Here is a 26,931-nt window from a genome sequence, read left to right as displayed (position 1 = left end):
TACCCGCTGCCCCCGGATCAAGGTAGGGCGTATCGGCGATCCCCGGCACAAGCGGTGATCGTGGCCTGCCGCTATTCCTGCTGCAGTGCATCAACCGGGTTCAGCCCGGCGGCGCGCCAGGCCGGGGATACGCCGGCCAGCAATCCGACGACGGCGGCGAGCAGCAGAGCCAGCAGCAGGTAAAAGGGACTCAGGCTGATTGGCAGGGCGGGAATGGCCAGCGCCAGCACGCCCAGCAGCAGGGCCATGAGCAACAGTCCGAACAGGCCTCCTGCCAGGGCCAGCAGCAGGGCTTCACCGAGGAACAGCAGCAGAATCTGCCGTCTTGTGGCTCCCAGCGCCCGCAGCAGCCCGATCTCGGCGCTGCGCTCCTGCACCGTGGTGACCATGATGGTGACGATGCCGATGGCGCCCACCAGCAGCGAGATGCCACCCAGTGCCCCGACCGCCACAGTCAGCAGACTCAGAATGCGGTTCAGGCTGCTGAGCATTTCATCCTGGGTGGTGAGGCTGAAATCCTCCACCCCGTGGCGCTGTATCAGGCGCTGGCGGATGCGCTCGGCTACCTGCTGGGCGCCGGTGCCGGCACGGTAGGTGATATCGATCTCCATCAGGCCGGGGCGATTGAACAGCGACAGGGCGCGGTCGATCGGGATATAGACGATATCGTCCAGGTCGAAACCAAGCATCTGGCCCTTGCTGGCCATGACGCCGACCACCCGATAGCGTTCGCCGCCGACCCGGATAAAGCGACCGAGCGCACGGGCATCGCCGAACAGTTCGCGCCTTACCTTGGATCCGAGCACGGCCAGCGGCTGGGAGTTGCCGCTGATGACCGGCAGGAACTGGCCCTGGGCGAGCTCAAAACGCCAGGCCGCGGCCATTTCGCCATTGCCGCCGATGATATCAGTGTGGCGCACGCGCCGGCCAAACTCGATCGCGCCGCTGCCCTGTACCACGGGTACGACCTGCTCGACGAACGCCAGCGAGCGCAGGCTGTCGGCATCGTCCAGCGACAGCGGCCTGGTGCTGTAGAGCAGGCCGCCGATACCGCCTGTCTGAGTTTTGCCCGGGTTGACGGCGACGATGCGACTGCCGAACTGGGAAAAATTATCCAGTACATAGAGCTGCAGGCCGGCGCCAAGGGTGGTCAGCAGGCTGACGGCGGCGATCCCCACGGCAATGCCCAGCATGGTTAAAAAACTGCGTAGCCGGGCGGTCAGCAGGGCTCGGCTGACCAGGCGCAGGGCATCAGCCAAGCGCATCAGCGGGCCTGCCCGTGTAACGCCAGCACCGGCGGCATGCGGGCAGCGCGGGATGCAGGCAGCCAGGCGAACACCAGGGCCGTTGCACCGGCGACCCCCAGGGCCGCGCCCAGGGCCCAGATCGACACCACAAAGGGCAACAGCGGAAAGAACCAGTGGCCCAGTGCCAGCAGACTATAGCCCGTGGCGGCGCCGAGCACCGAGCCGACCAGGGCCAGCTGCAGGGCCTCGCTGATAAACAGCAGCCGCACGGTGCGGGCGCTGGCGCCCAGCGCCTTGAGCAGGCCGATTTCGCGGGTACGCTGGCTGACGCTGATCAGGGTAATGTTCATGATCAGAATGCCGGCCACCAGCAGGCTGATGGCGGCGATGGCCCCGACGCCCAGCGTCAGCAGCTGCAGGATGTCATCGAAGGCGCCGAGCAGGGCATCCTGGGTAATAAGGGTGACATCCCGCTCGCCGCCGTGGCGCTGCTGCATCAGTGCCTGAATATCGTTGCGCGCCTTAGGCATTGGGCTGCCAGGACGGATCTGCAGAAAAACGCGGAACATGCCCTGGGTATTGAAAATCTGCTGCGCGGCGGCAACGGGAATCAGGATGCCATCGCTCAGGTCCAGTCCGAGGGATTGGCCGCGATCATCCAGAATACCGATCACCCGAAAGCGCCGGTCGCCGATACGCAACCAGGCGCCCAGGGCCTTTTGATGGCCAAAGAGTTCACGGCGTGCGCCGGAGCCGATAACGGCAACCGGTTCCGCCCGTTGCAGCGGTATCACCGGCAGCGCCTGGCCCTGCCTGACCGCCAGCTCGCGCAGGCTGAAAAAGACGGCGCTGGTGCCCACGGTCAGCAGCTCGCGGCTGCGTCCGCCGACATGGGTCTGGGCATTGCCGACGATCAGCGGCGCGACACGCTGCACCGAACTGAGCCGTTCCAAAGCCTGCGCATCCTCGAGGGTAATATCGCGGGTGCCTTCGCCGGTCAGTGGCGGGATGCCGCCGCTGGTCTCCTTGCGCCCGGGCAGCATGATCAGTACGTCGCTGCCCAGCAGTGAGAATTCGTTCAGCACGAACTGGCGCGCGCCCTCGCCAAGCCCTGTCAGCAGCAGCACGGCGGCAACCCCTACCGCCATGGCCAGCAGGCTCATCAGTGTTCGAAAACGCTGGCGCAGCAGCAGGCGCAGATTGAACTGCAACAGGTCAGAGGTGCGCATGGCGGCTATCCGCTGAAGGGGCAGGGGCACCGCTGTCGTCGGTAATTCGCCCGTCCTCCATGCGCAGGCGGCGTCCGGCACGTTGCCCAATGGCGGAGTCGTGGGTGACGACCAGCAGGGTGATGCCATGGCCGTTGAGCTCCTCGAGCAACGTTATGACCTCGGCGCCGGAGTGGCTGTCGAGGTTGCCGGTCGGCTCGTCGGCCAGCAGCAGCGCGGGTTTGCGGATCACGGCCCGGGCAATGGCGACGCGCTGGCGCTGGCCACCCGACAGCTGACGCGGCAGATGGCCGGCGCGACTGTCGAGATCCAGGCGTCTGATCAGCTGGTCGACCAGCGGGCGGCGTTCGGCGGGCGCCATGCCGGCGAGTACCAGCGGCAGTTCGATATTTTCCCGCGCGCTAAGGCGTTCAAGCAGGTGGTAGGCCTGGAAGACAAAGCCGATGCGGCGGTTACGCTCGGCGGCGCGGGCCTCTTCGTTGAGCGCGTTCATCTCCCGCCCGGCCAGGAAGTAGCGGCCGCTGTCGGGTGTGTCGAGCAGGCCGATCATGTTCAGCAGAGTCGATTTGCCGGAGCCGGACGGCCCCATCACCGACAGGTATTCGCCGGCCTCAATAGCCAGATCCACCTGATCCAGCGCTTTCACCGGCTGACCACCCAGCTCATAGGTCTTGCTCAGATCCTGGAGACGGATCATGCCGCGTTGATCTCTGTTTGGTTGCCAATATCAATTTGCTCCCGATCCAGTTGGACCTGCACCGGCTGATCCCCCAGCTGATAGGTCTTGCTCAGAGCGTCGAGGCGGATCATTCAGGGATGACCTTAGTGCCGTCGCCCACCCCCTCGCGATCGAGGCTCTGCAGGATACGCTGCCCGGGGTCGAGGCCATCCGTCACTTCGATCCAGTTCCAGTTGGACAGTCCCGGCGTTACCTTTTGCTCGACCAGGGTCCCGCTCTTGGGGTCATACCGCAGTACCCGGTTGCCATCAAGCAGGGTTTCGGTGGGGATGCGCGTTGCCAGGGCGCGCTGATCCAGGATGATTTCAACATCGGCGCTATAGCCCACCAGAAAGTTGGCGTTTTCGGGCAGGGGGGCAAAGAGCACGTCGATATCCACTGTGCGGGCCTGCTTCTCGACTTCTGTCACGAAGGCCGCGATGCGGCTTATCCGGCCCGGAAATACCTGGTCGCGAAAGGCATCCAGCGAGATGCGGGCAGGCTGGCCGACGGATAACCTCGCCGCCTCTATTTCATCGATGGGGGCCCGTACATAGAGACAGCTGTCGTCTATCAGATCCACGGCCGGCGGTGTCGGAATGCCGGGTGGGGAGGGGGTCACGAACTCGCCGGGCTCGCCATTGATCTGGGCGACGATGCCGGCGAAGGGCGCCCGCAGCCGTGATTCATCCAGCATGATCTGTTGCAGGCGCAGTTCGGCGCTGGCCTGGTCGGTGGTTGCGCCGGCCTGGTCACAGCTGAGTTTGCCAAGACGGGCGTCGGTCTCGCGCTGATCGAGCCGCTCGGCTGATGCCAGCTTGCGCTGGGCCAGAGGCTGGGTGCGCAGGTATTCCCGCTGTGCCAGGTCGGCGTTATCGCAGCTGCGCTGCTGCTCGATCTGCCGCACCCGCAGTGTGGCCCTGGCCTGTTCGACCCGAACATCGAGATCCTGGTGCCAGAGCTCCAGCAACACTTGGCCGGCTTTGACCCTGTCACCCTCGCTGACCAGCAGCCGTTCGACGCGTCCACCCTGGGGCATGGACAGGCGCGAGCGCTGACAGGCCCGAATGGTGCCTGCCCGGCTGTTGGCGGCGATCAGCTCCACCGTGCCGCGCTCGACATCAAACAGCGCCACGGGGACGGGATCTTCGCGCTGCAGCCAATAGATGCCTGCGGCAATGAGCAGCACCAGCGGTATCAGCAGCAAGCTTTTAGGTATTCCCATGTCGGCTTCCCTGTTTACTGCCTCTCAGTATAGGGAGGCTTTCTGTCAAAACAGGCTTTGGACGCAGTGCGTTGATCTAGGGCAGGGTTTGGGGCGCGATAGGCTAGAGAGGAAGCCTGAAATTGTGGGAGCCCGGTCTCAGGGCGAAACCAAGGGGGATTATTCGCCCACTAAAGTGGGCTCCCAGCGCTGATTACCTCCGCATGTCGCGACGGTGCAGTTCCAGACCCTGGTCCTTGCACAGACGGTAGTTGTTGCGGCTGGCCTCAAGGATGGCATCGTCCTGTACCACGATTTCAACGATGCGCTTGAACTGCAGCGCCTCGGGTGGAAGCGCCAGTCTGAGGTTAACGTAGACATCGCGGTGCGCGGGCAGCTCCAGGCCCCAGCCGATGGTGATCGGTGCCTCGGGCGTTGCGCCCTGCAGGGCATGGGGTACGAAGCTGTCGGGCCGCCAGGACCAGAGCTGTTCGTCGAGTCTGCCGGCGCGGATTTCATCCGGCACCTGCACAAACACCTGCAGCCCGAGGCCGAGAATTTTCTCGCTCAGGCGGCAGAAAAACTGCTGGCGGCTGTCCTCGTCGGACGCCGCCAGTATGTAGAAGTCAGCGCGGTTTTTAGTGCTCATGCTCGCTGTCTTCGATCTGGTCCAGCAGGTACTGGCTCAGGAGCGGTACGCAGCGCCCGGTGGCGCCCTTTTCCTTGCCCTTGCTGTTCCAGGCCACGCCCGCGATATCCAGGTGAGCCCAGCGCAGGTTTTTGGTGAAACGGGACAGGAAGCAGGCCGCGGTAATGGTGCCGCCCGCCGGGCCACCGATGTTGGCGATATCGGCGAAGTTGGAGTCCAGCTGTTCCTGGTACTCGTCCCAGAGCGGCAGGCGCCAGGCGCGGTCGGCGGCGAATTCGCCGGCTTCCAGCAGCTCGTTGGCCAGGGCATCATCGTTGGCCAGCAGGCCTGATGCCTGGTGACCGAGCGCCACTATGCAGGCGCCGGTGAGGGTGGCGATATCCACCACTGTCCTGGGCTTGAAACGCTCGGAGTAGGTCAGGGCGTCGCAGAGTACCAGACGGCCTTCGGCATCGGTGTTGAGGACTTCAACGGTCTGCCCCGACATGGTGGTGATAACGTCACCCGGCTTGGTGGCCCGGCCGCTGGGCATGTTCTCGGCGGCGGCGATGATGCCGACCACGTTGATCGGCAGCGCCATTTCGGCCACCGCGCTCATGGTACCGAGCACGCTGGCGGCACCGCACATGTCGAACTTCATTTCATCCATGCCGGCGCCGCCCTTGAGGCTGATGCCGCCGGTATCGAAGGTAATACCCTTGCCCACCAGGGCATAGGGCTGGGCGTCTGCGTCGGCGGCACCCTTGTATTCCATCACGATCAGCTTGGAGGGCTGGTCACTGCCGTGGCCGACCGACAGCAGCGAGTGCATGCCGAGCTTTTCCATCTCGGATTCGTCCAGCACCGTGGTGCTGATGCTGTCGTATTCGTCGCCCAGACGGATCGCCTGCTGAGCCAGGTAGGTAGGGGTGCAGATGTTGCCCGGCAGGTTGCCGACATCCCGCGCCACCGATACGCCGTTGGCAATGGCAACGCCGTCGACCAGGGCATGTTCGCCGGTTTCGACATCGTCGTCGGCCAGCAGAATGTGCAGGTGTGCCAGCTGCAGCGGTTCGGCCTTCTGGCTCTTGGTTTCGTCGTACTGATAGAGCTCGGCTGTGCCCCATTCCACCAGCTGACGGGTCTGGCGGTACAGATCGTTCTGCTGAGTGGCGGGCACGTCCAGCGCGAAAGTCACGCTGCTGGCACTGATGCTCTTGATGCTGCCAAAGGCGGCCTTGACCAGTTTGCGGTAGCTGCGTTCGCTGCGCTCATCGCTCTTGCCCAGACCCAGCAGCAGCACGCGCTTGGCGGCAACGCCCGGGACGCGCTGCAGCAGCAGGCTTTCGGCCAGTTTGCCCTGGATGTCGCCACCGCCAAGGATGTCGCTCAGGTAGCCGTTACTGGCACTGTCCAGACTGGCCGCCGCGGGGGTCAGGACGTTGTCGGCTTCGACGCCGACGATCAGCAGTTCCGTTTCCAGCGCCGCGATGGCGCCGCTTACAATCTCGAAATCCATGATGGCTCCAAACAAGACTTTAAAGTCGTATTTATGGATAATGCCGCAGCACTCCAAAGTGCATTGCACTATAAACTATTTAAAACTATTTGAATTCATTGAACTTAGGATGCGCTGACTTATTCACAGACGGTGTCCGCCATGCCATTGGGGTCTGCCGCGCCTGCGCGCGCGACCCACAGGCCTGTGCCGGAGCCTGTGAATAGCGCAGTGTGTCCTCTGACCAACAGGGTAAAACGTCTTGATCGTTTTCCGATACCTGACCCGCGAAGTACTGATCAGCACGGCTGCGGTAAGCACAATCCTGCTGATGATCATCGTAAGCGGGCGCTTTATCAAGTACCTCGGTGATGCGGCGGCGGGCAAGCTGGCGCCCGAGTTGCTGAGCCAGATGCTGCTCTATCGGCTGCCGGGTTTTCTGGAACTGATACTGCCGCTGGGGCTGTTTCTGGGCGTGCTGCTGGCCTTTGGACGCCTCTATCTGGAAAGCGAAATGGTGGTGCTGCGTGCCTGCGGCATAAGTCAGAAGCGGCTGGTGCTTTATGCGCTGGGGCCGGCCACAGTGGTGGCGCTGGTGGTGGGGTTGCTGAGCATGCAGCTGTCGCCGCTGGGGGCACAGCGCACGGCGGACCTGTACCTGCAGCAGGACAACATCAATGCCTTTGATACCCTGGTGCCGGGGCGTTTTCAGCAGCTGCCGGGCGGTAACCGCGTGACCTATACCGAATCGCTGGATGCGGCGGCGGGTGGGCTGGAGCGGCTGTTTATTTCCGACAGTAGCCAGGGTGGCGCGCCTGTTGTTGTGCTGGCAGAGCGCGGCTATCGCTACGATACCCAGGACAACGGCCGCTTCCTGGTGTTGCAGGATGGCGTGCGCTATGAAGGCGTGCCGGGGGATGCCAACTACCGCCGCATCCAGTATGGCGAGTACGGCGTGCGCCTGCCGGATGCCGCGGCAGAGCTGCAGAGCGCAGAACTTGAGGCGATGCCGACCCTGGCGCTGCTGGCCGATGGCAGCAACGCGGCTATGGCCCAGTTCCACTGGCGCCTCTCCCTGCCGGTGCTGGCGCTGGTGGTGACGCTGCTGGCGGTACCCATGAGTCGCACCAATCCGCGCCAGGGACGTTTTGCCAAGCTGATCCCCTCCATTGTGCTCTATCTGCTTTATTTGACGCTGCTGGGTGCGGCCCGCGGTGCGGTAGAGGATGGTAAGGCACCGGGGCTAAGTCTGTGGCTGGTGCATGCTGGCTTTTTGGCGCTGGCGCTGAATCTTATTTTTGCCGAACACTTCTGGGAGCGGCTGGGCCAGCGCTTGCCGAGTCTGTTGAGTCTTAAACGGGGACGCGCATGAGAAAGCTCGACTGGTATATTGCTCAGCACGTACTGGGCGCCATTATGGTGGTCATGCTGGTGGTGGTGGGGCTGGATCTGTTGTTCGCGCTGGTGGATGAGATGGACTCCTTCAACGAGCGCTACGACATACTGGAGGCGCTGCTCTATCTGGGCATGACGGTGCCGCGTCGCATCTATGAGTTTCTGCCGCTGAGCTGCCTGGTAGGCTGCCTCATCGGGCTTGGCATGCTGGCCTCCCACAGCGAACTGACCGTTATGCGCGCGTCTGGCGTGTCCACCGGACGCATAGTGGCTGCGGTGATGAAACCGGTGCTGGTGCTGGTGCTGGCGGCGCTGGTGCTGGGGGAGTACGTGGTACCCCAGACCGAGCAGATTGCCCAGAGCCGCAGGGCCCTGGTGCAGTCCGGTGGCGAGGCGCTGCAGTCGCGCTATGGTGTCTGGCATCGCGAAGGCGACAGCTTTATTCATATCAACGCCGTGCAGCCGGGTGGCGTCATCTTCGGCGTGACCCGTTATCAGCTCAATGGCGAACGGGATCTGGCCTCGGCGAGCTATGCGCGCCGCGGCGAATTCGTCGACAACGCCTGGCAGCTGGAAGACATCCGTGAAACCCGCTTTCTGGGGGACAGCACCGAGGTGCAGGAGCGCGCAAGCGAAGTCTGGAATTCGGGCCTGACGCCAACCCTGCTGTCGGTCATAGTGGTGGAACCGGTGGATCTGTCGATTACCGGCCTGAGCGCATTCTCGGCCTACCTGAGCGAGCAGGGGCTGAGCAGTGTGGATTACAAGCTGGCGTTCTGGGGCAAGCTGCTGCAGCCGCTGGCGATACTGGCGCTGGTACTGATCGGCATTTCGTTTATTTTCGGACCTCTGCGCAGCGTCACTGTGGGGCAGCGCCTGATTGTCGGTATCCTGGTGGGCCTGACCTTCAAGTTCGCCCAGGATCTGATGGGGCCGGCCAGCAGCGTTTACGGCTTCGCGCCCTGGCTGGCGGTACTGGCCCCCATTCTGCTGTGTCTGGCGCTGGGTGGCTGGATGCTGCAGCGGGCTAAATAACAGCGAAAAGGGGCAGGGTGAAAGGGGCAAAATGCACTTTCTACTTTCTACTTTCTACTTTCTACTTTCTACTTTTCCCTTTCACCTTTTTAAGTCTTCTTCAGTTTCTCGAGCTGCACCACGCGGGTATCCGAGAAACGGTCATTCCAGCTGAGCTTCTCGTCGCTTAGCAGCATCCACCAGTAACCGGCACCCAGCAGTAATACCGAGGGTATGGCGGCCATGAAGCGAATCAGCGCCTGCATCCAGCTGATGCGCCCGCCCGCCAGGGTTTCAACGCGCAGGTTCCAGGCGATCATCCCCAGCGTCTGGCCACTGCGGGTCCAGAAGTAGGCGAAGAACAGATAGCTGGCAATAAAGAGCACTGATTTGAACACTGGGCCTTCCACGGCCTCGCCGTGGTTGATGGCCACGCCGATACCCCCCAGCACCATCCAGAGCGCGAGAATCAGCAGGCCGTCGTACAGCATGGACAGCAGTCGGCGCACCAGGGTAGCGGAGCGTATGGCCTCGCGACTGTCGGAAAATGGGATATGCATAAGGTCTCCGGGAGCGGCCAGCCGGCATCAGGACGCAGCGAGAGTCGATGCGGCCTGATGTCAGACAGGAGCCTCCTAGGGGTTAATTACTTGAAGGGGCGCACGTACTGGTCGAGGTATTCTTCGGCCAGCGCCTTGGCAGCCTGGGTCTGGGGCTCGTCGAGCTTCATCAGCAGGCGCTTTTCGATGGCCGCCGCGGTGGCGTTGCCCAGCTGTGCCGAGTTGTGCATCCAGGCGTAGGCCATGACGTTGGTATCGATGCTCTGGTCCTGGCCGTGATTGTTGGAGTAGAGGGTGCCAAGGAAAAACATCGCATCCATGTGACCCTGTTTGGCGGCCTTGCGGTACCAGGTTTCGGCCTGGGCAAAGTCCTGGGCGACGCCGGTGCCAAAGTTGTAGCAGCGGCCGATGTTGTGCTCTGCCGCCACCAGTTGCTGTTCTGCGGCGCGCAGGTACCAGCTGTAGGCCAGGTTGGGATCACGCTCGATGCCGTAACCGAACTCGTACATCTCCCCCAGGCGGTTCTGGGCGCTGGCATCGCCGGCTTCGGCGCTCAGGCGCACGCTGTTCAGTTCCTGGCGGTACTCGATGTTCTTCAGCCGGCGCAGACCGTTAACGCTGCCCAGGTGGCCCTGGTTGGCACCGCGCTTGAACAGGGCGGCGGCCTTCTCGAGATCCTTGTCCACACCCCAGCCGTTTTCATACATCTGTCCGAGCATGCTCAGGGCCTCGGGATTGCCTTCCTTGCTCAGGGACTCCAGGGCGTCGAGTGCAGCGCTGTAGTCCTTGTTTTCAAAGTCGCGGCTGGCCTGGCCCAGGTCTGCCGCCAGCAGTGGGGTGCTGGACAGGGCCATTAACAGACCGGCGGCTGCAAGGAGTGTTCTTTTGCTCATTGGAAATGGTGCTCCATTGGATCGCGGAGGTACGTCAGAAGTCAGAATGGCGGCCATTATAACGGCGCACAGCCGTGGATAAAACGTGTGCAGACGCAGCTGGGTCAATGTCTGCCGACAAAGAGACCCGCAGAGGACGGGAATGTTCAGATAAAACGGGGTAGCTGTGCGGTGCTGGGCACCGCGTGGCGGGGTAGTGCGGCAGCTTAATCGAGGCGTTTTGGATCCAGCAGCTCGATCATGTAGCCGTCGGGATCTTTGACGAAGGCCAGAATGCTGGTGCCGCCTTTCATGGGGCCAGCCTCGCGCACGACCTGGCCACCGCGGGTCTTGATGCTGTCGCAGGCGGCGTAGACATCGTCTACTTCAATGGCGATATGACCGTAGGCGGTGCCCAGCTCGTAGCTGGAGGTGTCCCAGTTGTGGGTCAGTTCCAGTACTGTAGTGTCCTTCTCATCGCCGTAGCCGAGAAAGGCGAGGGTGAATTTGCCTGCCGGATAATCCTTGCGGCGCAGCAGGCGCATACCCATCAGCTCGGTGTAGAAGGAGATTGACTTCTGCAGGTCCGTAACCCGCAACATGGTGTGTAAAATGCGCATAACCACTCCTGATTGATCGGTTGGGCTCGGCGCTTAATGCCGCTCTGTGCTTGCCCAAATCCGGTTCGAGTGCTGTATTATAGAGACTTGTGAGGAATCATCGTATTACTTCCTTTTATGAGTTTCCTGCAGGCCTGTAGCGACTTTGTTCCCGCGTCAACAAGGGTGACCGCCATGTTTCAAGACTTTACCAAGCAGTTCGGCACATCAATGGAACCGTTCAAGGATCTTGTCAACATTCAGACCAAAATGCTCGAAGAGTTGACCCGCCAGCAGATGGAGTGCACCAAGTCCTGCGTCGAGGCGACGATTCAGCAGACCCGGGAAATGCAGAAATGTCAGAACGCCACCGATCTGATGGAGCTGCAGAAAGCCTACGCCAAGGAGCTTGAAGACACGCTGCGCAGCGTGGGCGAACAGAACCTCAGGGCGCTGCAGGATGCGCGCTCTGCCATCGACAAAATTACCCAGAGCAGCTTCGAATCTTTTAATCCCAAGTAATTTCCGCGTTGCCGGCTCTGCCGCAGTCCTTTGGGGGCGGCAGAGCCGGCTTGAATTGTCCCGCCTGGCTTTTCACTTCAGCGTTTTACTTCAAAGTTTCACCTCAGGGCTTCACTGCGGGTTTTCATGGCTGCACCTATCGGGCTTTTCTACGGCTCCACCACCGGCAATACGGCGCATGTCGCCGAGCGCCTCTTCCAGCTGGCGGGCCCGGGCCTGATTGATCTGCATGACATAGCCGACACCGCGCTCGCGGCTGTGGATGATTACAGCTGCCTGATTTTTGGCATCTCCACTTGGGACTTTGGCGAACAGCAGATCGATTGGCAGGATCTGTGGCCGGCGCTGGATGCGCTGGACCTGCAGGGACGTCGCTGCGCCTTCTTTGGGCTGGGGGACCAGCTGGGATATGGCGACTGGTACCTGGATGCCATGGGCCTGTTGCATGAGCGCCTGCAGGCCCGGGGCGCGCTTGTTGTCGGCGCCTGGCCCTGCACGGAGGACTATGACTTCAGGGCGTCGCTGGCGCTGAACGACGCCGGTGACTGCTTTGTTGGCCTGGTGCTGGATGAAGACAGCCAGCGCAGCGAGACCGATGCCAGGCTCGAGCGCTGGCTGCCTCAGGTGCTCGCGGCCTTCGACCTGTCGGATTGAGCCTTCCTGGCGCAAAACCCATACCAGAGCAGCCCGGCCGCCGGGATCAGGCTGGCGATGCCAAAGGCGACGCGGTAGGCCATGGCCGGATACTGGCCGGTTTCGCTGGCGGGCCACAGCTGAATAATGCCGCCCAGGCCCCACTGCATCACAAAGGCACCGACGAAGATCCCCAGGTTCAGGCTGGTACTGACCCGGCCGCTCTGGCTGGGCGGAAACTGCTGGGCCAGGCCTGCGAACATCAGCGTGCCCGAGGTGCCGAAAAAGCCCAGCAGCCCCCACAGCAGCAGGTTGGGGGCGCCTTCGTCCAGCTGCAGCAGAAGCAGCAGGCAGACAAAGGCACCGATGCCGCCCAGGCTCAGGTGACGCGGGGCCAGGCCCAGGTGTTGCAGCCGGTCGGCGATCAGCCCCATCAGCAGAAAGCCCGCCACCATGCCGGCGGCACAGATGAAGAGCACATCGGCGGCCTGGGCATCGGGCAAAAGCATCAGGTCCCGCAGCCAGGCGCCGACCCAGAGCGACTGCAGGGCGATAAAGCTGGCCTGGGACAGTACGCAGGCCGGCGCCACGCGGTAAAAGCGCGGGTCAAGCATGACCTGTATAACCGAGAGCTTGGCCGGGGCTTCGTCGCCCTGGGCTGCGACCGGTCTTTTGGGGACCAGCAGCCAGAGCAGCAGGGATACCAGCAGGCACAGCAGGGCCATGCCCAGAAAGAGGCTGCGCCAGTCGGTGATGCCCAGCAGCCATTCCACCGGTGAGGTCGCCGCCAGGGCACCGAGGCCACCGCAGGCCAGTTGCAGGCCGTTCACCAGCGGCAGGCGTGCCGGTGGCAGCCAGATGACATAGGCCTTGAAGGCCGCCATCAGGCAGGCCGACACGCCTATGCCGATCAGTCCCCGTCCAATAAGCAGCCCCAGGGCCGATTCTGCCTGGGCGAACACCAGGCTGCCGGCAGCGGCAAACAGCAGCAGCGCGGCGGCAAGCTTGCGCACCTCGATCCGGTCGAGCAGCGTGCCCAGGGGAATCTGGCAGGCGGCGAAAGTGAGAAAGTAGCTGCTGGAAATCAGCCCAAGGGTGGCGGCATCCAGTTGCAGGTCCGCCGTGAGCGCCGGCGCCACCACGGCGCTGATCACCCGGAACAGGTAGGACAGGAAGTAGCCCAGGGCGAAGGGCAGGAACAGGCGTAGCAAGGTACTCATCAGGTTGCGCTTATCCACAGGTGGCAGAACACGCTCAGGGCATAGCCCAGGGCAATGGCCCAGGTCCAGCGCAAATGGCTCATAAAGGTATAAACGCCGTGGGCCTGGCCCATCAGGGCGATACCTGCGGCCGAGCCGATGGACAGCAGCGAGCCACCGACACCGGCGGTGAGGGTCACCAGCAGCCACTGGGCCATATCCATGTCGGGCGCCATGCGCAGCACCGCCAGCATGACCGGAATATTATCGATCACCGCCGACAGCACACCGACGGCGATATTCGCCAGTGTCGGCCCCAGGGTGCCATAAACGTGCTCCGAGGCCAGGCTCAGGTAGCCCAGCTGGGCCAGGCCGCCCACCGCCAGTACCACGCCGTAAAAAAACATCAGCGTATCCCAGGAGGCACGCTCCACCACGTGGAAGATATCAAACCGGCGTACCACATCGGTGTGATCACCCTGGGTATACTCCATGCTGGCGATGTTTTCCGCCTGGTGCTGGCTCAGGTGGCCGGTATCGCGCAGCGCAGGTTCGCGCTTTGCCAGCCAGTAGCCATAGAGTTTCAGAATACCCAGGCCCGTCATCATGCCCAGCGCCGGGCTCAGGTGCAGGCTGCTGTTGATCAGCACCGAGAATACTATGGTGCCGAGGAAAATGCCGATTATCGCCAGGGCGCCACGGCGCATGCGGGTCTTCCCGTGCTGGTCGGCCGCAGGCGGTGCCTTTTCGACCACGCGGTACATCAGCAGGGCCGGCACCAGCCAGTTGACCAGGGAGGGCAGAAACAGGCGGCCAAACTCGGCGAAGGGCACCAGGCCTTCCTGCCAGACCATCAGAGTGGTGATATCGCCGAAGGGGCTGAAGGCGCCGCCGGCATTGGCCGCGATGACGATATTGATGCTGCCCACGGTGACGAACTGGCGATTGCCGTTGCCGACCGCCAGCACCACGGCCCCCATTAGCAGGGCGGTGGACAGGTTATCGGCCACCGGCGACAGCACAAAGGCCAGGGCGCCGGTAATCCAGTACACCTGACGCAGGGAGAACTGACGCACGATCAGCCAGGAGCGCAGAGCGCCAAACACCTGGCGCTCCTCCAGGGTGGTGACAAAGGTCATGGCCGCCAGCAGAAAGAGGAACATCTCGGCGTATTCCAGAATATTGTGCTGCAACGCCGGGCCCGCGGTCTCGGTATCGCCGTTCACGGCGTAGGCGAGGCCGGTGAGGAGCCAGATCAGGCCGGCGGCGACGATCATGGGCTTGGATTTGCGCAGCAGGAAAAATTCTTCGCCGATAACGAACACATAGGCCAGCACAAAGATGATTACGGCCAGCACGCCATACAGGCTGGTGGTGAGGTCGGGCATGACAACTGCTGCAGTGGGCGTAGCCGCGGCAGTGGCGGCGATCACAGGCGAGGCGCCGAATAAGCCGATCAGACTCAGCAGCAGGGCGGGGACCATTTTCAGTATAAGAGAGCCCCTGAGGCCACAAGCAGATGCTGTGCGTCTGTTGTCACTGCGTATTCCCATATGGCGTTCCCTCTGCGCTGGTACTGCTGTTAGGCCTTGGCTTGTCTGACCTTGTCCTGACTTTCTATCCTGGGTGACGCTGGCATTGTAATGCTTTGGTGGTGCCGCTCGATGGCGCAAGTATACTTCCAAATTAATACGTTAGCTGTGCTAACCCGCAACCGGGAAGGCTGTCTGGCCTGGTTTCGGGCGCCGCCTGAGGATGCCTGTTGTGTGTCTTGAGGCTGATCCGCGGTGATTTATTTGAGCGGTTTTGGCGTTGGATAACGGCGGTCCGGCGGCGCCTGGGAGCAGGATACTGCGGCCCATGCCACAGACAGCGGTAAAGATCATTTAAAGCCACCGGCGGATCAGTTAAAATACGCCCCTTTTCTAATCTGCGAGTATTGAACGCAAGCGATGGAAATTAACCCGATCATCAACGCCTTGAAGGATATCGGCGAGCGCGCCGGCTCCCTGCGTGTTTATCTCGACTATGACGTCAAGAAAGAGCGTCTGGAAGAGGTGTCGCGCGAACTTGAATCTCCCTCCGTGTGGGATGATCCTGCCAACGCCCAGAAACTGGGCCGCGAGCGCGCCCAGCTGGAAGACGTAGTGCAGACGCTGGATGCGCTGGCAAGCGGGTCTACCGATGCCCGCGAGCTGCTGGAGATGGCCGTCGAGGAAGATGACGAAGACACAGCGGCGGAAGTTGAGAAGGAAGTCGCAGCCCTGGTGGCGCGGCTGGAAACCCTCGAGTTCCGTCGCATGTTCTCCGGTGAAGCCGATATCAACAACGCCTTTCTGGATATCCAGTCGGGCTCCGGCGGTACCGAGGCGCAGGACTGGGCCAATATCATGCTGCGCATGTTCCTGCGCTGGGGTGAGGACAAAGGCTTCAAGACCGAACTGGTGGAAGTCTCAGACGGTGACGTTGCTGGCATCAAGAGTGCCACCATCCGCTTTGAAGGTGAGTACGCCTTTGGCTGGCTGCGCACCGAAACCGGCGTGCATCGCCTGGTGCGCAAGTCGCCGTTCGATTCCGGCGGCCGTCGCCATACCTCCTTTGCGTCCGTGTTCGTGTCGCCCGAGATTGACGATAACGTCGAGATCGACATCAACCCGGCGGATCTGCGGGTCGACGTCTACCGCGCCTCAGGTGCCGGTGGTCAGCACGTTAACCGAACCGAGTCGGCGGTGCGTATCACGCATATCCCGACCAATACGGTGGTGCAGTGCCAGAGTCAGCGTTCGCAGCACCAGAACAAGGACTTCTGTATGAAGCAGCTGCGCTCCAAGCTGTATGAGCTCGAAATGCTCAAGCGCTCGGAAGCCGCCCAGATTCTGGAAGACTCCAAGGCCGATATCGGCTGGGGCAGCCAGATCCGCTCCTACGTGCTGGATGACAGCCGCATCAAGGATCTGCGCACCGGTGTGCAGACCTCCAACTGCGACCGCGTACTGGATGGCGACCTGGACATGTTTATCGAAGCCAGCCTCAAGGCCGGCTTGTAAGTCTGGCCCGCTACGGCGGGCCGGATTGACCCGCATTCAACGTATTACAGATTAAGGTTCCCCCCGATGTCCGAGACTACCCCAGCCGTCGCGCAAGACGAAAACCGCCTTATTGCCGAGCGCCGCGACAAACTCAACGCGTTGCGCGAGCAGGGCAATGCCTTCCCCAACAGCTTTCGCCGTGACAGCTATGCGCAGGATCTGCAGCAGGCCTACGGCGACAAGACCAAGGAAGAACTGGAAGAACTGGGATATCGGGTATCAGTTGCCGGCCGCATCATGCTTAACCGTGGCGCCTTTCTGGTGCTGCAGGACATGACCGGCCGCATTCAGCTGTACGTCAACAAGCCGGCGCGCCCCTTCGCCAAATCGCTGGACCTGGGCGATATCGTTGCTATTAGCGGTGTGCTGCACAAGTCCGGCAAGGGCGACCTTTTTGTCGATATGGAAGACTGCCAGTTGCTCACCAAGAGCCTGCGTCCGCTGCCCGACAAGCACAAGGGTCTGCAGGACACCGAAATGCGCTACCGTCAGCGCTATGTCGATCTGATCACCAATGATCAGTCACGCCGCGTGTTTGAAGTGCGCTCCGGCATCGTCTCCGGCATTCGCCGCTTCCTGACCGAGCGTCGCTTCCTGGAAGTCGAAACGCCGATGCTGCAGGCGATCCCCGGTGGCGCTTCGGCCCGTCCGTTCGTAACGCATCACAATGCGCTGGATATCGGCATGTACCTGCGTATCGCGCCTGAGCTGTATCTCAAGCGTCTGGTGGTGGGCGGCTTCGAGCGCGTGTTCGAGATCAACCGCAATTTCCGCAACGAAGGGCTGTCCACGCGGCACAACCCCGAGTTCACCATGATCGAGTTCTACCAGGCCTATGCCGATTACAAGGACCTGATGGATCTGACCGAAGACATGCTGCGCACGGTCGCGCAGGAAGTCCTGGGCACCACCACCCTGGTCAACACCGTACGTAACGAAGAAGGCGAAGTACTGGAAAGCTTCGAATACGACCTGTCCAAGCCCTTTGCCCGGCTGTCGATATTCGACTCCATCCTGCACTACAATCCGGAGATCACCGCCGCGGCCCTGGCCGATGACCACGCCGCCCGCCAGATCGCGCAGCGTCTGGACATCAACGTCAAGGACAGCTGGGGCCTTGGCAAGGTACAGATCGAGATCTTCGAGAAGACCGTCGAGCACCGTCTGGATCAGCCGACCTTTATCACCGAGTACCCGACCGAAGTCAGCCCGCTGGCGCGTCGCAACGATGACAATCCCTTCGTCACCGATCGCTTCGAATTCTTTGTCGGCGGTCGCGAACTGGCCAACGGCTTCTCCGAGTTGAACGACGCCGAAGATCAGGCAGAACGTTTCCGCGCCCAGGTCGCGGAAAAGGATGCCGGCGACGACGAAGCCATGCACTACGATGCCGATTACATCAACGCGCTGGAATACGGCCTGCCGCCGACGGCGGGCGAGGGTATAGGTATTGACCGTCTGGTCATGCTGTTCACCGATTCGCCGTCTATCCGCGACGTTATCCTTTTCCCGGCCATGCGCCCGGTAAAACCGCAGGCATAAGCTTCGGTTTAGGCTGAGCGCGCCGACCATGGGAGTCACGGATAAGGCCAAGGGCAGCCTGCTGTTCCCGTCGCCCTCACGCAGGGTGCCGGGCAAGCGCTATCTCAACATAGCGCTGCGCAGCCTGCATCTGGTGGGGATCGCCGGGCTTGCCGGCCATTTCCTTTACCAGCTGCCCACGGCGCAATGGCTTGGCTTTCTGTGGCTGGGCCTTGGCGCAGGTCTGGCCATGGTGCTGATCGAACTCTACTGCGACGGTATCTGGCTGTTGCAGCTGCGCGGCCAGGCCATTCTGCTGAAGGTATTTCTGCTGGGGCTGGTCATACCCTGGCCGGTACTGATGGCGCCGGTGTTCGTGCTGGCCATTCTGATCTCGGGCTTTTTCGCCCATGCTCCCGGCCATCTGCGTTACTACTCGCTCTATCACGGCCGGGTGGTCAAGGCGCTGCGTGATGCCAGTGGAGCTATCAAGGACAGCGGACAACTCTGATGACCCTGCAATGGCTTTCCCTCGACAAAAAGCAGATGCAACTGTCGTTGCCGCCGGACTGGCAGGCACTGCTGGGGCCCGAGCTTGAGCAGCCTTACATGCTGCAACTGCAGCGTTTTCTGCAGGCCGAGCAGCAGGCGGGCAAACAGATTTATCCGGCCCCGGAGCACTGGCTGCATGCACTGCAGAGCACGGCGCTGGAGGATGTGAAGGTGGTGATTCTGGGGCAGGACCCCTACCATCAGCCGGGTCAGGCTCATGGCCTGAGCTTCTCGGTGCCCCCCGGCATCAAGGTGCCGCCATCCCTGCGTAACATCTACAAGGAATTGCAGGCGGATCTTGGCATCACGCCGGCACAGCATGGCTGCCTCGAAAGCTGGGCACGCCAGGGGGTGCTGTTGCTCAATGCGGTATTAACGGTGGAACAGAGCCAGGCGGCCTCCCACCAGAAACGGGGCTGGGAACACTTTACCGACAAGGTAATTCACGCCGTTAATGCCCACTGCCATGGCGTGGTGTTCATCCTCTGGGGCAGCTATGCCCAGAAGAAGGGCGCCTTTGTCGATACGCAGCGTCACCTTGTGCTGCACTCCCCCCATCCGTCGCCACTGGCGGCGCACCGGGGCTTCTTCGGCTGCCGCCACTTCAGCCAGGCCAATGCGTTTCTCAAGGCCCGGGGGCGCACGCCCATCAACTGGCAGTTGCCAGAGCTCGATACGGACTCAGATCCAGCTGAACACAGGTAGCAACGAAAGCTGTGCAATAATGTCCGCAGAGATTGTGCTACGGCAGGGGTCTCAGGCATTGTTAAACATGGTGTGCCACTGCTATCTCGCACTATTGTTACCGCTGTCGTGCAATGACTGCCGATGGCCTATTCGCATCAAGACATCTGATATACAAACATGACCAAAACCAGCATTCGTAAAAGTGACAGCAAGCCCGGCGCAGACGACGTATACGATCGTATCTGGTCTGCCATCATGGAGCGCAAGCTGCAGCCGGGTACTCGCCTCAAGGAAGAGGACCTGTGTGAGGTTTTCCAGACCAGCCGTGGCGGTATCCGCAAGGTGCTGTTGCGCCTGGCACACCATAATCTGGTGAACCTGGTGCCCAACAGTGGCGCCTATGTCGCCAAGGTCACGGTAAAGGAAGCGCGGGAGGTTTTTCAGGCCCGGCGTCTGATTGAAACCGAGCTGGTGCGCGAGCTTGCGCTGAATTTCTGCGCCGACAAGCAGCGCGCCCTGACCGAGCATGTGGAGCTGGAAGAACAGGCCCACCACGAGGGTGACCTCAATCGCCGCATCCGCCTGTCCGGTGAATTCCACCTCAAGATTGGCGAGCTGGCCGACAAGCCGGTACTGACCCAGTTTCTGCGCGAAATCATTTCCAGAACCTCACTGATCATCGCCCAGTACCAGCGCGCCAGTGCCCGCCATTCCGAGCAGACCGCCACGCACCCGTGCTGCGAGCACAGTGGCCTGATCGAGGCATTTGAACAGCACGACGCCGCCCGGGCCGTGGCGTTGATGATCGAACACCTCAATCACCTGGAAGAACAGCTCGACCTGACTTCAGGCAGCCACAGCGCCATCGACCTGCAAAGCATTTTCAGCTGAGGCTTATGCCGTGACGCTGCCACTTTGAGCAGTGGCTGCCTTTGTCTTTGAGCATGAAAAAAGAGCCTGCCAGCGGCAGGCTCTTTGTTTTGGAGCAGAATGCGCAGCGGTATTTATAGCAGAGTGTTGGGCAGCCAGAGCGCGATTGCGGGGAACAGCGTCAAGACGCCAACGGCAAACAGCAGAATCAACCAGTAGGGTAAGGATGCCTTCGCCGCCTGGGCGACATTGACTTCATTCTTGGTGATCGAGCTGAGTACAAAGAGGTTGAGGCCGACGGGGGGCGTGATCATCCCGACCTCCATCAGCAGGGTAACCACTATGCCAAACCAGACGGGGTCGAAGCCGAGGCTTGTGATCATCGGGAAGGTGATCGGCAATGTCATGAGCAGCAGCGAGATACCGTCGAAGAAACAGCCCAGCAGCAGGTAGACCAGTACAACCATCACAAGCACGCCGTAGCGGTTGAAACCCAGGTCGCTAATCATCTCGACCGCGGCGCGTGGCAATCCCAGCAGGCTGACAGCCTGAGCCAGAATAACGGTTCCGACCAGAATGAGTGCGATGGCGCTGAACATGAAAGATGCGCGCGTGAAGGCTTGCCATAGTTTTGTCGGTGTCAGATCGCCCCAGCTAAATCCGATCACAATGGCGGCGGTAACACCCAGAGCTGCGGCCTCTGTGGGTGTTGCGATACCCATGTAAATGGTGCCCAGCACGAAGAAAATAAGAATGGGCAGTGGCCATACCTGCATCAGGCCGAGGCCGACCTCTTTCCAGCTGAAGGGTTCATTCACGGGCGGTGCCACGGGGGTACCGAAGCGCGACCGGACATAGATCCAGGCTGAAAAGCCAAAGGCGATCAGGGCACCGGGAATGAGCCCCGCCATAAATAGCTTGCCAATGGATACGTTCTGAGTGGCGCCGTAGATAAGCAGGGCCAGGCTCGGCGGGATCAGCAACCCCAGAGTACCACCGGCTGCCAAAGTGCCTACCACCATGCTTGGGGAGTAACCGCGCTGGCGCAGTTCGGGGTAGCTTACCGAGCCGATGGCGGCTGCGGTTGAAGTGCTGGAGCCACTGACCGCGCCAAAGAGCGTACAGACGGCAATGTTTGTATGCAGTAATTGTCCGGGAATACGGCGAAACAGGGGGGTCAAACCGTTGTAGACGCGGGTGGAAACACCGCTGGCCAGCAGGATATCACCCAGAATGATAAACAGTGGCACTGCGCTCAGGGTGAACTCCGTCAGCAAATTCCAGGCGGAATTGATGGCCAGGGCGGAAGCTCCGTTGGCTTGAAAATGCAGCAGGATAAAGCCGGTCAGCCCCAGAGCGGCCCCCAGCAGAGCGCCTGTGCTTAGCAATACCGCAAGACTGGTACCCAGAATAAGCCAGCTCATGATGTGGTTTCTCCCGCAGTGTCACCGTCATTGGGGCCAAGCTGCTTTCTTATTTCAACCGCGATACACAGAATCATTGAGATGGGCATCAGGGCCATCCAGGGCCAAAGCAGAATGCCACTGACATCGGTACGGGAACTGATCAGTCTGGAAAACTCCATGAAATTCCATGCCTGGTAACTGAAGGTTATTGCAAACGCAATAAAGATTGCCCCGGCAAACAGGCTGCATAGTTTTCTCATGCCAAATGGCATTCTCTCGGTCAGAAGGTCCAGGCTGATATGGCCAGATTTATTCAGTACATGGGGGAAGGTGGTAAAAGCCATCGCCAGGAAAAGCAAGCCTGCCAGTTCGTCAGAAAAAGAAATAGGCTGGCCTGCAAGGTAGCGCAACAGGGTGCTAATAAAAATTATTAACGTCATAAATATACCGGATAACACACCGGCGTAGAAAAATGACTTTGCTATAAAGTCGATACTTTTAAATAATTTGTCCACTCTAGGTTTTCCTTGTGTGGATTATTAATTTCATCTGGAAACTTTAACTATTAACCTTCCGGGTTTTTGCCTATAAAAAAGCCCCCGGGAAGTATCCCGGGGGCTGAAGTTGGCTATTTAGTGAGTGAAGACACCGTTTTATAGTAGCCGAGGCCTTCTTCGCCGGATTGTTCGGCCATTTCGTGCCAGGCCTTGCCGGATGCTTCGACGAAGGTTTTTACGTCTTCAGCGCTGAACGCCGGCAGTACAGTGATGCCCAGTTCGGTGCGCTCTTGCCGTGCTTTGGTTTCCCGCTCATCATCAACGGCCAGCTTCTCGGTTTCGTTCCACACCTGGTTACCCGCCTCAGTCAGTGCAGCCTGCTGTTGTTCAGTAAGTGAACTCCAGGTCTTATTGCTGATGCCGAACATCCAGGGAGACGCCGCCCAGGGGTGGAGATAGGCTTCGTATTTCGTGACTTCCTGCAGGGAAACGGTCTTTGCGACTGTCGAGAGGTAGTAGGCGCAATCGACTACACCCGTCTGGAGGGCGAGGTACATATCATTTTGCGGTATGACCTGCGCGGATATATCCAGATTTTTAAAGGTGTCCACAAGGTGTCCAGACCATACCCGGACCTTTTTGTCCTTGAGTCCTTCCAGGCTATTTACCGGCTCCTTGCAGTGCAGCCCGACATCGAACACAGGTGCGACAACGCCACCGACGGTTTTGATATCCCACTTGGCATAGGCATCCTGATAGATGTTACGCAGGGTCGGCAGCACTTCAAGATGCTGGCTGCTTTGGGTGATGGCTCCCTGTGCATAAACGGATGCAAGCGCCGGTGCGTCGCGTTTGTAGTACTCGCCGTACATCAGGGCTGCATCAACCAGGCCCGCCTGGAGAATGCGCAGCATATCGGCTTCCTTGAGCCCCAGTGAGCCTGCGTGGTAAACATCGACATTCAGGCTGCCCCCCGACTTTTCCTTGACCAGTTCAGCGAAGTGCTCAATATGCGCAGCTTCAGGCCGGGATTGGGCCAGGCCACTGTGGAATTTTAAGGTTCTTGTTTCGTCTGCCGTTGCACTGGAAATAAACCCCAGGCTGCTGGCTGTAATCAGTGCGGATATAGCTGTTTTTTTCAATAGACCAGTCATCATTACCTCTGCGTATTGGCGGATTAGATAGTTATTATATTGGCTCAGCCTAGCTATCGAAGGTCTATTCCTGGTCCTGTGGTAGCTAGAGTCCTGCGATGATTGATGGACAATAATATTATTTTATCGATGTTCAAATCGTGTTGACGTCGATTTTGCGTGGGTCATGGTTGCTGGTCTCGGAATAGGCGGACCAATAAAAATTTGTGACGGCTTAAATATAACATTGAAGCCTTAGTATCATGTACTTTAGTCAAACTAAACCTGTCTGGTTGCGACCTCTATCTGCTAATGCGCGACATCGACGGAATAGTTTTTTGAACTGTTAACCCAGTGGGAAAATAGGTTAATAGTACTGGGGCATTCTTAGAGTGAATGGATGTAGGAAATGCAAGCAGGAGCAATGCACTGGCATTGCTCCTGCTTGGTTTAACCCGTCAGCTGTTGTGGCAGCCACAGGACAATATCCGGGAAAATGCTCACCATCAATGCCGCTATGCACATGAGTCCAAAGAATGGAATCGCGGCGTAGGCAATGCGACCAATCCGCTCGCCGGTTAATCCCTGCAGGACGAAAAGGTTAAATCCTACCGGTGGTGTTATTTGTCCGAGCTCCACCATTATTACCAGGAAAATGCCAAACCACAGAGGGTCAAACCCGCCCTGAATAACGATGGGCAATGTGATTGGCAGGCTCATGACCGTGATCGATATCCCATCAAGGAACAGGCCCAGCACAATGTAGAACAGCGCCAGTGCCAGCAGCAGCATGGCGGGCGACAGCTCCAGGCTGGCAATATAGGTTGCCAGCTCCCGCGGCAGGTGCAGATACCCCATTGCGGTTGATAGCAGGGCTGCCGCCACCAAAATACTGCACACCATGGTGGCACTGAGAACGGTGCCAGTCAGGGCTTCGCGAAACATGTCCCAGCTAAGTTGCCGTTCGACACCCAGCAGGATAATTGTCACGGCCACCCCTACTGCAGCAGCCTCAGACGGTGTTGCGACGCCGCTGTAGATGGATCCCATCACCAGTGCAATGAGCAAGAGTACCGGGGCAAGCAACCCCAGGCTTTGCAAAAAGGTCGTGGCTACGTCCTGGCTGCGCGGCGCCTTGTGAGGCTGTCGCAGAGTCACTGCGACTATATAGCCGGAGTAAAGCAGTGCGATCAAGATGCCAGGGATGACACCTGCCATAAAGAGCTGGCTGATAGACACCTCGGCCTGCACGCCATAAACGATCATTACGATAGAGGGCGGAATCAGCAGACCCAGGCTGCCTGCGCCTGCCAGCGAGCCAATGGACAGATTGCGGTCATAGCCGCGTCGGGCCAGCTCTGTTGTCGTAATCTTGCCAATGGTGGCGGTGGTGGCGGCGCTTGAGCCACTGACCGCCGCAAACAGGGCGCAACCGACAACGTTGGTGTGCAAAATGCCACCGGGAATCCGGTTCGTCCAGGGCTCCAAACCCCGGAACAGTCGTTCGGAAATATTGGAGCGGAAGATGAGTTCGCCCATAAATATAAACAGGGGAATGGCGGAGAGCTCCCAGGAGCTTCCCGCCCGGAATAGAATGCGGCTCAGAATAAGTCCTGCACGGTCCGAGCTGAAGTCTCCGAGCCAGACAAGCGAGCCCAGAGCGACGATTGCGAGACCGGCAAACACCCAGGTTCCAAGACCCAGCACGAGCAGAATCAGGCTTATGACCCCGACGGCAACAAATACTGTATCCATCAGCTCACTCTCGTATTGGGGGGTATGGCACGCTCGGACATCAGGCGTAATGCGCGGGACAGCAGTGTTAAGCACAGCAGCAGCATACCAACCAGTACCATGCCCTCCGGAATCCACAGCGGGGTTTCAGCCAGGGTTTCACTTAGGGTTCCGCGTTGGTAACTGCGCCACACACTCTGTCCCCAGAACCAGGCAAGCCAGGCGAAGGCGGCCAGAGCCGCCAGTGTTGATATCAGATCCGGCAGCCAGTGCCAGCGGGCCGGCAACCGATCCAGCAGCACATTGACACGTACCAGAGAGCCGCGTTCCAGCGCATAGCCCAGCCCCAGGAATGTCATGCTCGCCACGGCATAGCCAATGAACTCGTCCAGCACAAAGGTCGAGGTGCCGAACAGGCGCATAACGATTTCAAGCAGAATATGCCCGGTTATGTAAACAATCAGCAGCATCGCCAGCAGCCCTGCCAGCCGGTTGGCTGGGCTAATGCAGCGACAGATCAGTCGAATCATTGAGCGCTGCCGTTCTTCTCGAACTGGGACAGGATCGTTTGGCCGCGCTCACCCGCAGCCTCTAGCCACTGGCTGATTGCTGGTTTTGCGGCGCTTTTGAGCGATGCCGAAAACTCGGGGGACACCGGGTTCTGGATAGTGACGCCATGCTCATTCAGGTCCTGGTAGTTTTCGGCTACGCGGGAACGTACTTCCAGCCAGTTATGCTCATCGGTACGTTTGGCAGCCTCCAGGATGGCCTGCTGCTGCGCCTGATCGAGACCGTCAAACTCATCCTTGTTCATGTGCACCATATTGAGCGGGACTGCATACTGAATAGCGCTGTAGTGATCCAGGTGTTCCCAAAAGCTGCCATTGGCACCGGCTTCTGCTGAAGTGAGTACAGCTTCGATACCGCCTGTCGAGAGCTGCGGTACTACATCGGCCCACGAAAGCTTGACCGGTGATGCCCCGGCTTCACGCAGTGTGATGGTGCCATTTTTGTCATAGGTGCGAATCTTGAGTTGCTCCAGATCCGATGCTGAGGCGACCTGTTTTTTGGCCCAGATACCGCTGGCGGGCCAGGGGGATGCGTAAAGCAGAACCTGATTGTTATCGGCAAATACCTGCTCGTAATAGGGGCGCGCTATTTTGTAGAGTGCCTCAGCTTCATCTTCGTTTTCCGCCAGAAAGGGAAGCGAGGACAGCAGGAAAATGGGGTCTATACCGCTCAGCGTACCGGCCAGGGTATCTGCAATCTGAATGGCGTTGTCGGATACCGCATAAAAGTGATCGGCAGACTTGAAGCCCAGTGCTCCACCGGTGTGTAGCGTAATATCGACCTGGTCCTGCGTCAGTGTTTTGACCTGTTCAATAAAGTAAAGGTCGCCCTCCGCATGTATGGACGTGGTGTTGTATTCGTTGGAAAAGTCCATGCGGGTTTGGGCCTGTGCACTCAGGGACAGCAGACTTGTAACGGTTAAGAACGCGGCGGCAATAGGCTTTAAATTCATGATTTCCATCTTATTTTATTATGTAGATCAAACAGTATCCTCTCCCGACGAAGCCCCGTACTGTCTAGCTGCGACTTGAAAGTGCTGTGCAGCGACCCATTCAATGTCTCTAAAGGCTGCAAGATAAAATCCGTGCTGCTGTTCATGGCTGGTTTTATTGTTAACGAAAATTGGGATTTCCTGCGTATATCTTCCATCGTCAAGGCGGCTATACAGCCACTGCCAAGCAGCATCTACGAATGCTGCCTTTGATGGCTAGCCTTTGGTTTCTGCTTGATTTCGCTGAATTTGTATCAACCTGACGGTTTTTTGTCCGACTTTATGGGCTTTTCCTCCTTCTGCGAACTGTCCTGCCTGATCTCGGCTGTATGCGGTTCACTCAATTGAATGTCATGTATACATTAATGTGAACATTAATGTTTTATCGCTGCTCGATATATGTTCTATTGGCAGCGTTAGTCATCACGCTTTCAATCGCGTTGGGGCAGAACGGTCGGGGATGATGGCTCAAGTTCGCTACGTCGGTGCTGGATGGTCTGGGTGCGGTGCTGGCGCTACGGCTGGGTCATTGGGGCGCTGCTGGGTGGCGCTATTCACTGGCT

Annotated in this window: 26 protein-coding genes; 9 read left to right on the top strand and 17 right to left on the bottom strand. The window is 59.8% G+C overall.

All coding sequences use genetic code 11. The annotated features are described in order from the left end of the window. Nucleotides 1–71: 71 nt before the first annotated feature. From A8C75_RS17985 to A8C75_RS17955, 6 genes are all read right to left on the bottom strand, one after another. Nucleotides 72–1,265, bottom strand: a complete 1,194-nt coding sequence (locus A8C75_RS17985; protein WP_067385549.1) for an ABC transporter permease — start codon at nt 1,263–1,265, stop codon at nt 72–74. After that, nucleotides 1,265–2,476 (bottom strand): ABC transporter permease, encoded by a 1,212-nt coding sequence (locus tag A8C75_RS17980; protein WP_067385547.1) that lies wholly within the window; start codon nt 2,474–2,476, stop codon nt 1,265–1,267. The genes A8C75_RS17985 and A8C75_RS17980 overlap by 1 nt, the downstream gene beginning before the upstream one ends. Then, nucleotides 2,463–3,173: an ABC transporter ATP-binding protein gene (locus A8C75_RS17975; protein WP_067385545.1), complete on the bottom strand. Its 711-nt coding sequence runs from the start codon at nt 3,171–3,173 to the stop codon at nt 2,463–2,465. Before A8C75_RS17975 ends, A8C75_RS17980 begins: the two co-directional genes overlap by 14 nt. A gap of 109 nt (nt 3,174–3,282) precedes the next feature. After that, entirely contained in the window at nt 3,283–4,419 is a 1,137-nt protein-coding gene (locus A8C75_RS17970) for an efflux RND transporter periplasmic adaptor subunit (RefSeq protein WP_067385543.1), read from the bottom strand. A gap of 193 nt (nt 4,420–4,612) precedes the next feature. After that, nucleotides 4,613–5,047, bottom strand: a complete 435-nt coding sequence (locus A8C75_RS17960) for a DNA polymerase III subunit chi (RefSeq protein ID WP_067385539.1) — start codon at nt 5,045–5,047, stop codon at nt 4,613–4,615. Beyond that, nucleotides 5,037–6,545, bottom strand: a complete 1,509-nt coding sequence (locus A8C75_RS17955; RefSeq protein WP_067385537.1) for a leucyl aminopeptidase — start codon at nt 6,543–6,545, stop codon at nt 5,037–5,039. Before A8C75_RS17955 ends, A8C75_RS17960 begins: the two co-directional genes overlap by 11 nt. Nucleotides 6,546–6,786: 241 nt before the next feature. Here A8C75_RS17955 and lptF point away from each other — a divergent pair, with 241 nt between their 5' ends. Together lptF and lptG are read left to right on the top strand one after the other, a co-directional pair. After that, nucleotides 6,787–7,896 (top strand): LPS export ABC transporter permease LptF, encoded by a 1,110-nt coding sequence (gene lptF / locus A8C75_RS17950; RefSeq protein WP_067385535.1) that lies wholly within the window; start codon nt 6,787–6,789, stop codon nt 7,894–7,896. Further along, complete coding sequence (lptG, locus tag A8C75_RS17945) at nt 7,893–8,954, top strand: LPS export ABC transporter permease LptG (protein WP_067385533.1); 1,062 nt, start codon at nt 7,893–7,895, stop codon at nt 8,952–8,954. The genes lptF and lptG overlap by 4 nt, the downstream gene beginning before the upstream one ends. 89 nt (nt 8,955–9,043) lie before the next feature. Here lptG and A8C75_RS17940 read toward each other — a convergent pair whose 3' ends face one another. From A8C75_RS17940 to gloA, 3 genes are all read right to left on the bottom strand, one after another. After that, on the bottom strand, nt 9,044–9,493 hold the full coding sequence (locus A8C75_RS17940) for an RDD family protein (protein WP_067385531.1): 450 nt from the start codon (nt 9,491–9,493) through the stop codon (nt 9,044–9,046). Nucleotides 9,494–9,579: 86 nt separating this feature from the next. Then, a complete protein-coding gene (locus tag A8C75_RS17935; RefSeq protein WP_067385529.1) occupies nt 9,580–10,386 on the bottom strand; it encodes a tetratricopeptide repeat protein in 807 nt (268 codons plus the stop codon). 206 nt (nt 10,387–10,592) lie between these two features. Further along, nucleotides 10,593–10,985, bottom strand: a complete 393-nt coding sequence (gene gloA, locus A8C75_RS17930; protein WP_067385527.1) for a lactoylglutathione lyase — start codon at nt 10,983–10,985, stop codon at nt 10,593–10,595. A gap of 174 nt (nt 10,986–11,159) precedes the next feature. Here gloA and A8C75_RS17925 point away from each other — a divergent pair, with 174 nt between their 5' ends. Both A8C75_RS17925 and A8C75_RS17920 read left to right on the top strand, forming a co-directional pair. Next, entirely contained in the window at nt 11,160–11,486 is a 327-nt protein-coding gene (locus tag A8C75_RS17925; RefSeq protein ID WP_067385525.1) for a phasin family protein, read from the top strand. 126 nt (nt 11,487–11,612) lie between these two features. Next, on the top strand, nt 11,613–12,140 hold the full coding sequence (locus A8C75_RS17920) for a flavodoxin (RefSeq protein WP_067385523.1): 528 nt from the start codon (nt 11,613–11,615) through the stop codon (nt 12,138–12,140). Here the strand turns inward: A8C75_RS17920 and A8C75_RS17915 are convergent. Continuing rightward, complete coding sequence (locus A8C75_RS17915; RefSeq protein WP_067385521.1) at nt 12,107–13,339, bottom strand: MFS transporter; 1,233 nt, start codon at nt 13,337–13,339, stop codon at nt 12,107–12,109. The two genes, A8C75_RS17920 and A8C75_RS17915, sit on opposite strands and share 34 nt — an antisense overlap. Beyond that, nucleotides 13,339–14,871, bottom strand: coding sequence for a sodium:proton antiporter NhaD (gene nhaD, locus A8C75_RS17910; protein WP_418287455.1), 1,533 nt, complete (start codon nt 14,869–14,871; stop codon nt 13,339–13,341). Before nhaD ends, A8C75_RS17915 begins: the two co-directional genes overlap by 1 nt. 399 nt (nt 14,872–15,270) lie before the next feature. Between nhaD and prfB the strand changes: the two genes are divergently transcribed. The 5 genes from prfB (at nt 15,271) to A8C75_RS17885 (ending at nt 20,058) form a co-directional block, all read left to right on the top strand. After that, nucleotides 15,271–16,365 carry a peptide chain release factor 2 gene (gene prfB / locus A8C75_RS17905; protein ID WP_067385517.1) on the top strand — a complete coding sequence of 365 codons (1,095 nt, stop codon included), beginning with the start codon at nt 15,271–15,273 and terminating at the stop codon, nt 16,363–16,365. 66 nt (nt 16,366–16,431) lie between these two features. After that, a complete protein-coding gene (gene lysS, locus A8C75_RS17900; RefSeq protein ID WP_067385515.1) occupies nt 16,432–17,949 on the top strand; it encodes a lysine--tRNA ligase in 1,518 nt (505 codons plus the stop codon). Between the two features lie 28 nt (nt 17,950–17,977). Then, complete coding sequence (locus tag A8C75_RS17895) at nt 17,978–18,439, top strand: hypothetical protein (protein WP_067385513.1); 462 nt, start codon at nt 17,978–17,980, stop codon at nt 18,437–18,439. Nucleotides 18,440–18,474: 35 nt separating this feature from the next. Next, a complete protein-coding gene (ung, locus tag A8C75_RS17890; RefSeq protein WP_067387490.1) occupies nt 18,475–19,185 on the top strand; it encodes a uracil-DNA glycosylase in 711 nt (236 codons plus the stop codon). A 159-nt stretch (nt 19,186–19,344) separates the two neighbouring features. Further along, nucleotides 19,345–20,058: a GntR family transcriptional regulator gene (locus A8C75_RS17885; RefSeq protein ID WP_067385511.1), complete on the top strand. Its 714-nt coding sequence runs from the start codon at nt 19,345–19,347 to the stop codon at nt 20,056–20,058. A gap of 113 nt (nt 20,059–20,171) precedes the next feature. On the opposite strand, the gene A8C75_RS17880 is transcribed toward A8C75_RS17885, so the two are convergent. The 6 genes from A8C75_RS17880 to A8C75_RS17855 all read right to left on the bottom strand — a co-directional run bounded on the left by A8C75_RS17880 (nt 20,172) and on the right by A8C75_RS17855 (nt 26,329). Next, entirely contained in the window at nt 20,172–21,461 is a 1,290-nt protein-coding gene (locus A8C75_RS17880) for a TRAP transporter large permease (RefSeq protein ID WP_067385509.1), read from the bottom strand. After that, nucleotides 21,458–21,958 carry a TRAP transporter small permease gene (locus A8C75_RS17875; protein WP_067385508.1) on the bottom strand — a complete coding sequence of 167 codons (501 nt, stop codon included), beginning with the start codon at nt 21,956–21,958 and terminating at the stop codon, nt 21,458–21,460. The genes A8C75_RS17880 and A8C75_RS17875 overlap by 4 nt, the downstream gene beginning before the upstream one ends. 113 nt (nt 21,959–22,071) lie before the next feature. Next, the gene (locus tag A8C75_RS17870) at nt 22,072–23,094 is read right to left on the bottom strand and encodes a TRAP transporter substrate-binding protein (RefSeq protein WP_120785262.1); all 1,023 of its coding nucleotides are present in this window, start codon (nt 23,092–23,094) and stop codon (nt 22,072–22,074) included. Nucleotides 23,095–23,523: 429 nt separating this feature from the next. Then, the gene (locus A8C75_RS17865; protein ID WP_067385504.1) at nt 23,524–24,828 is read right to left on the bottom strand and encodes a TRAP transporter large permease; all 1,305 of its coding nucleotides are present in this window, start codon (nt 24,826–24,828) and stop codon (nt 23,524–23,526) included. Continuing rightward, nucleotides 24,828–25,337: a TRAP transporter small permease subunit gene (locus tag A8C75_RS17860; RefSeq protein ID WP_067385502.1), complete on the bottom strand. Its 510-nt coding sequence runs from the start codon at nt 25,335–25,337 to the stop codon at nt 24,828–24,830. Before A8C75_RS17860 ends, A8C75_RS17865 begins: the two co-directional genes overlap by 1 nt. Next, the gene (locus A8C75_RS17855) at nt 25,334–26,329 is read right to left on the bottom strand and encodes a TRAP transporter substrate-binding protein (RefSeq protein ID WP_067387488.1); all 996 of its coding nucleotides are present in this window, start codon (nt 26,327–26,329) and stop codon (nt 25,334–25,336) included. The genes A8C75_RS17860 and A8C75_RS17855 overlap by 4 nt, the downstream gene beginning before the upstream one ends. Nucleotides 26,330–26,931 lie beyond the last annotated feature (602 nt).

Source organism: Marinobacterium aestuarii (assembly GCF_001651805.1).
In the GTDB taxonomy this organism is placed as follows: Bacteria; Pseudomonadota; Gammaproteobacteria; order Pseudomonadales; family Balneatricaceae; genus Marinobacterium_A; species Marinobacterium_A aestuarii.
This window is presented reverse-complemented; position numbering and strand designations above follow the sequence as displayed.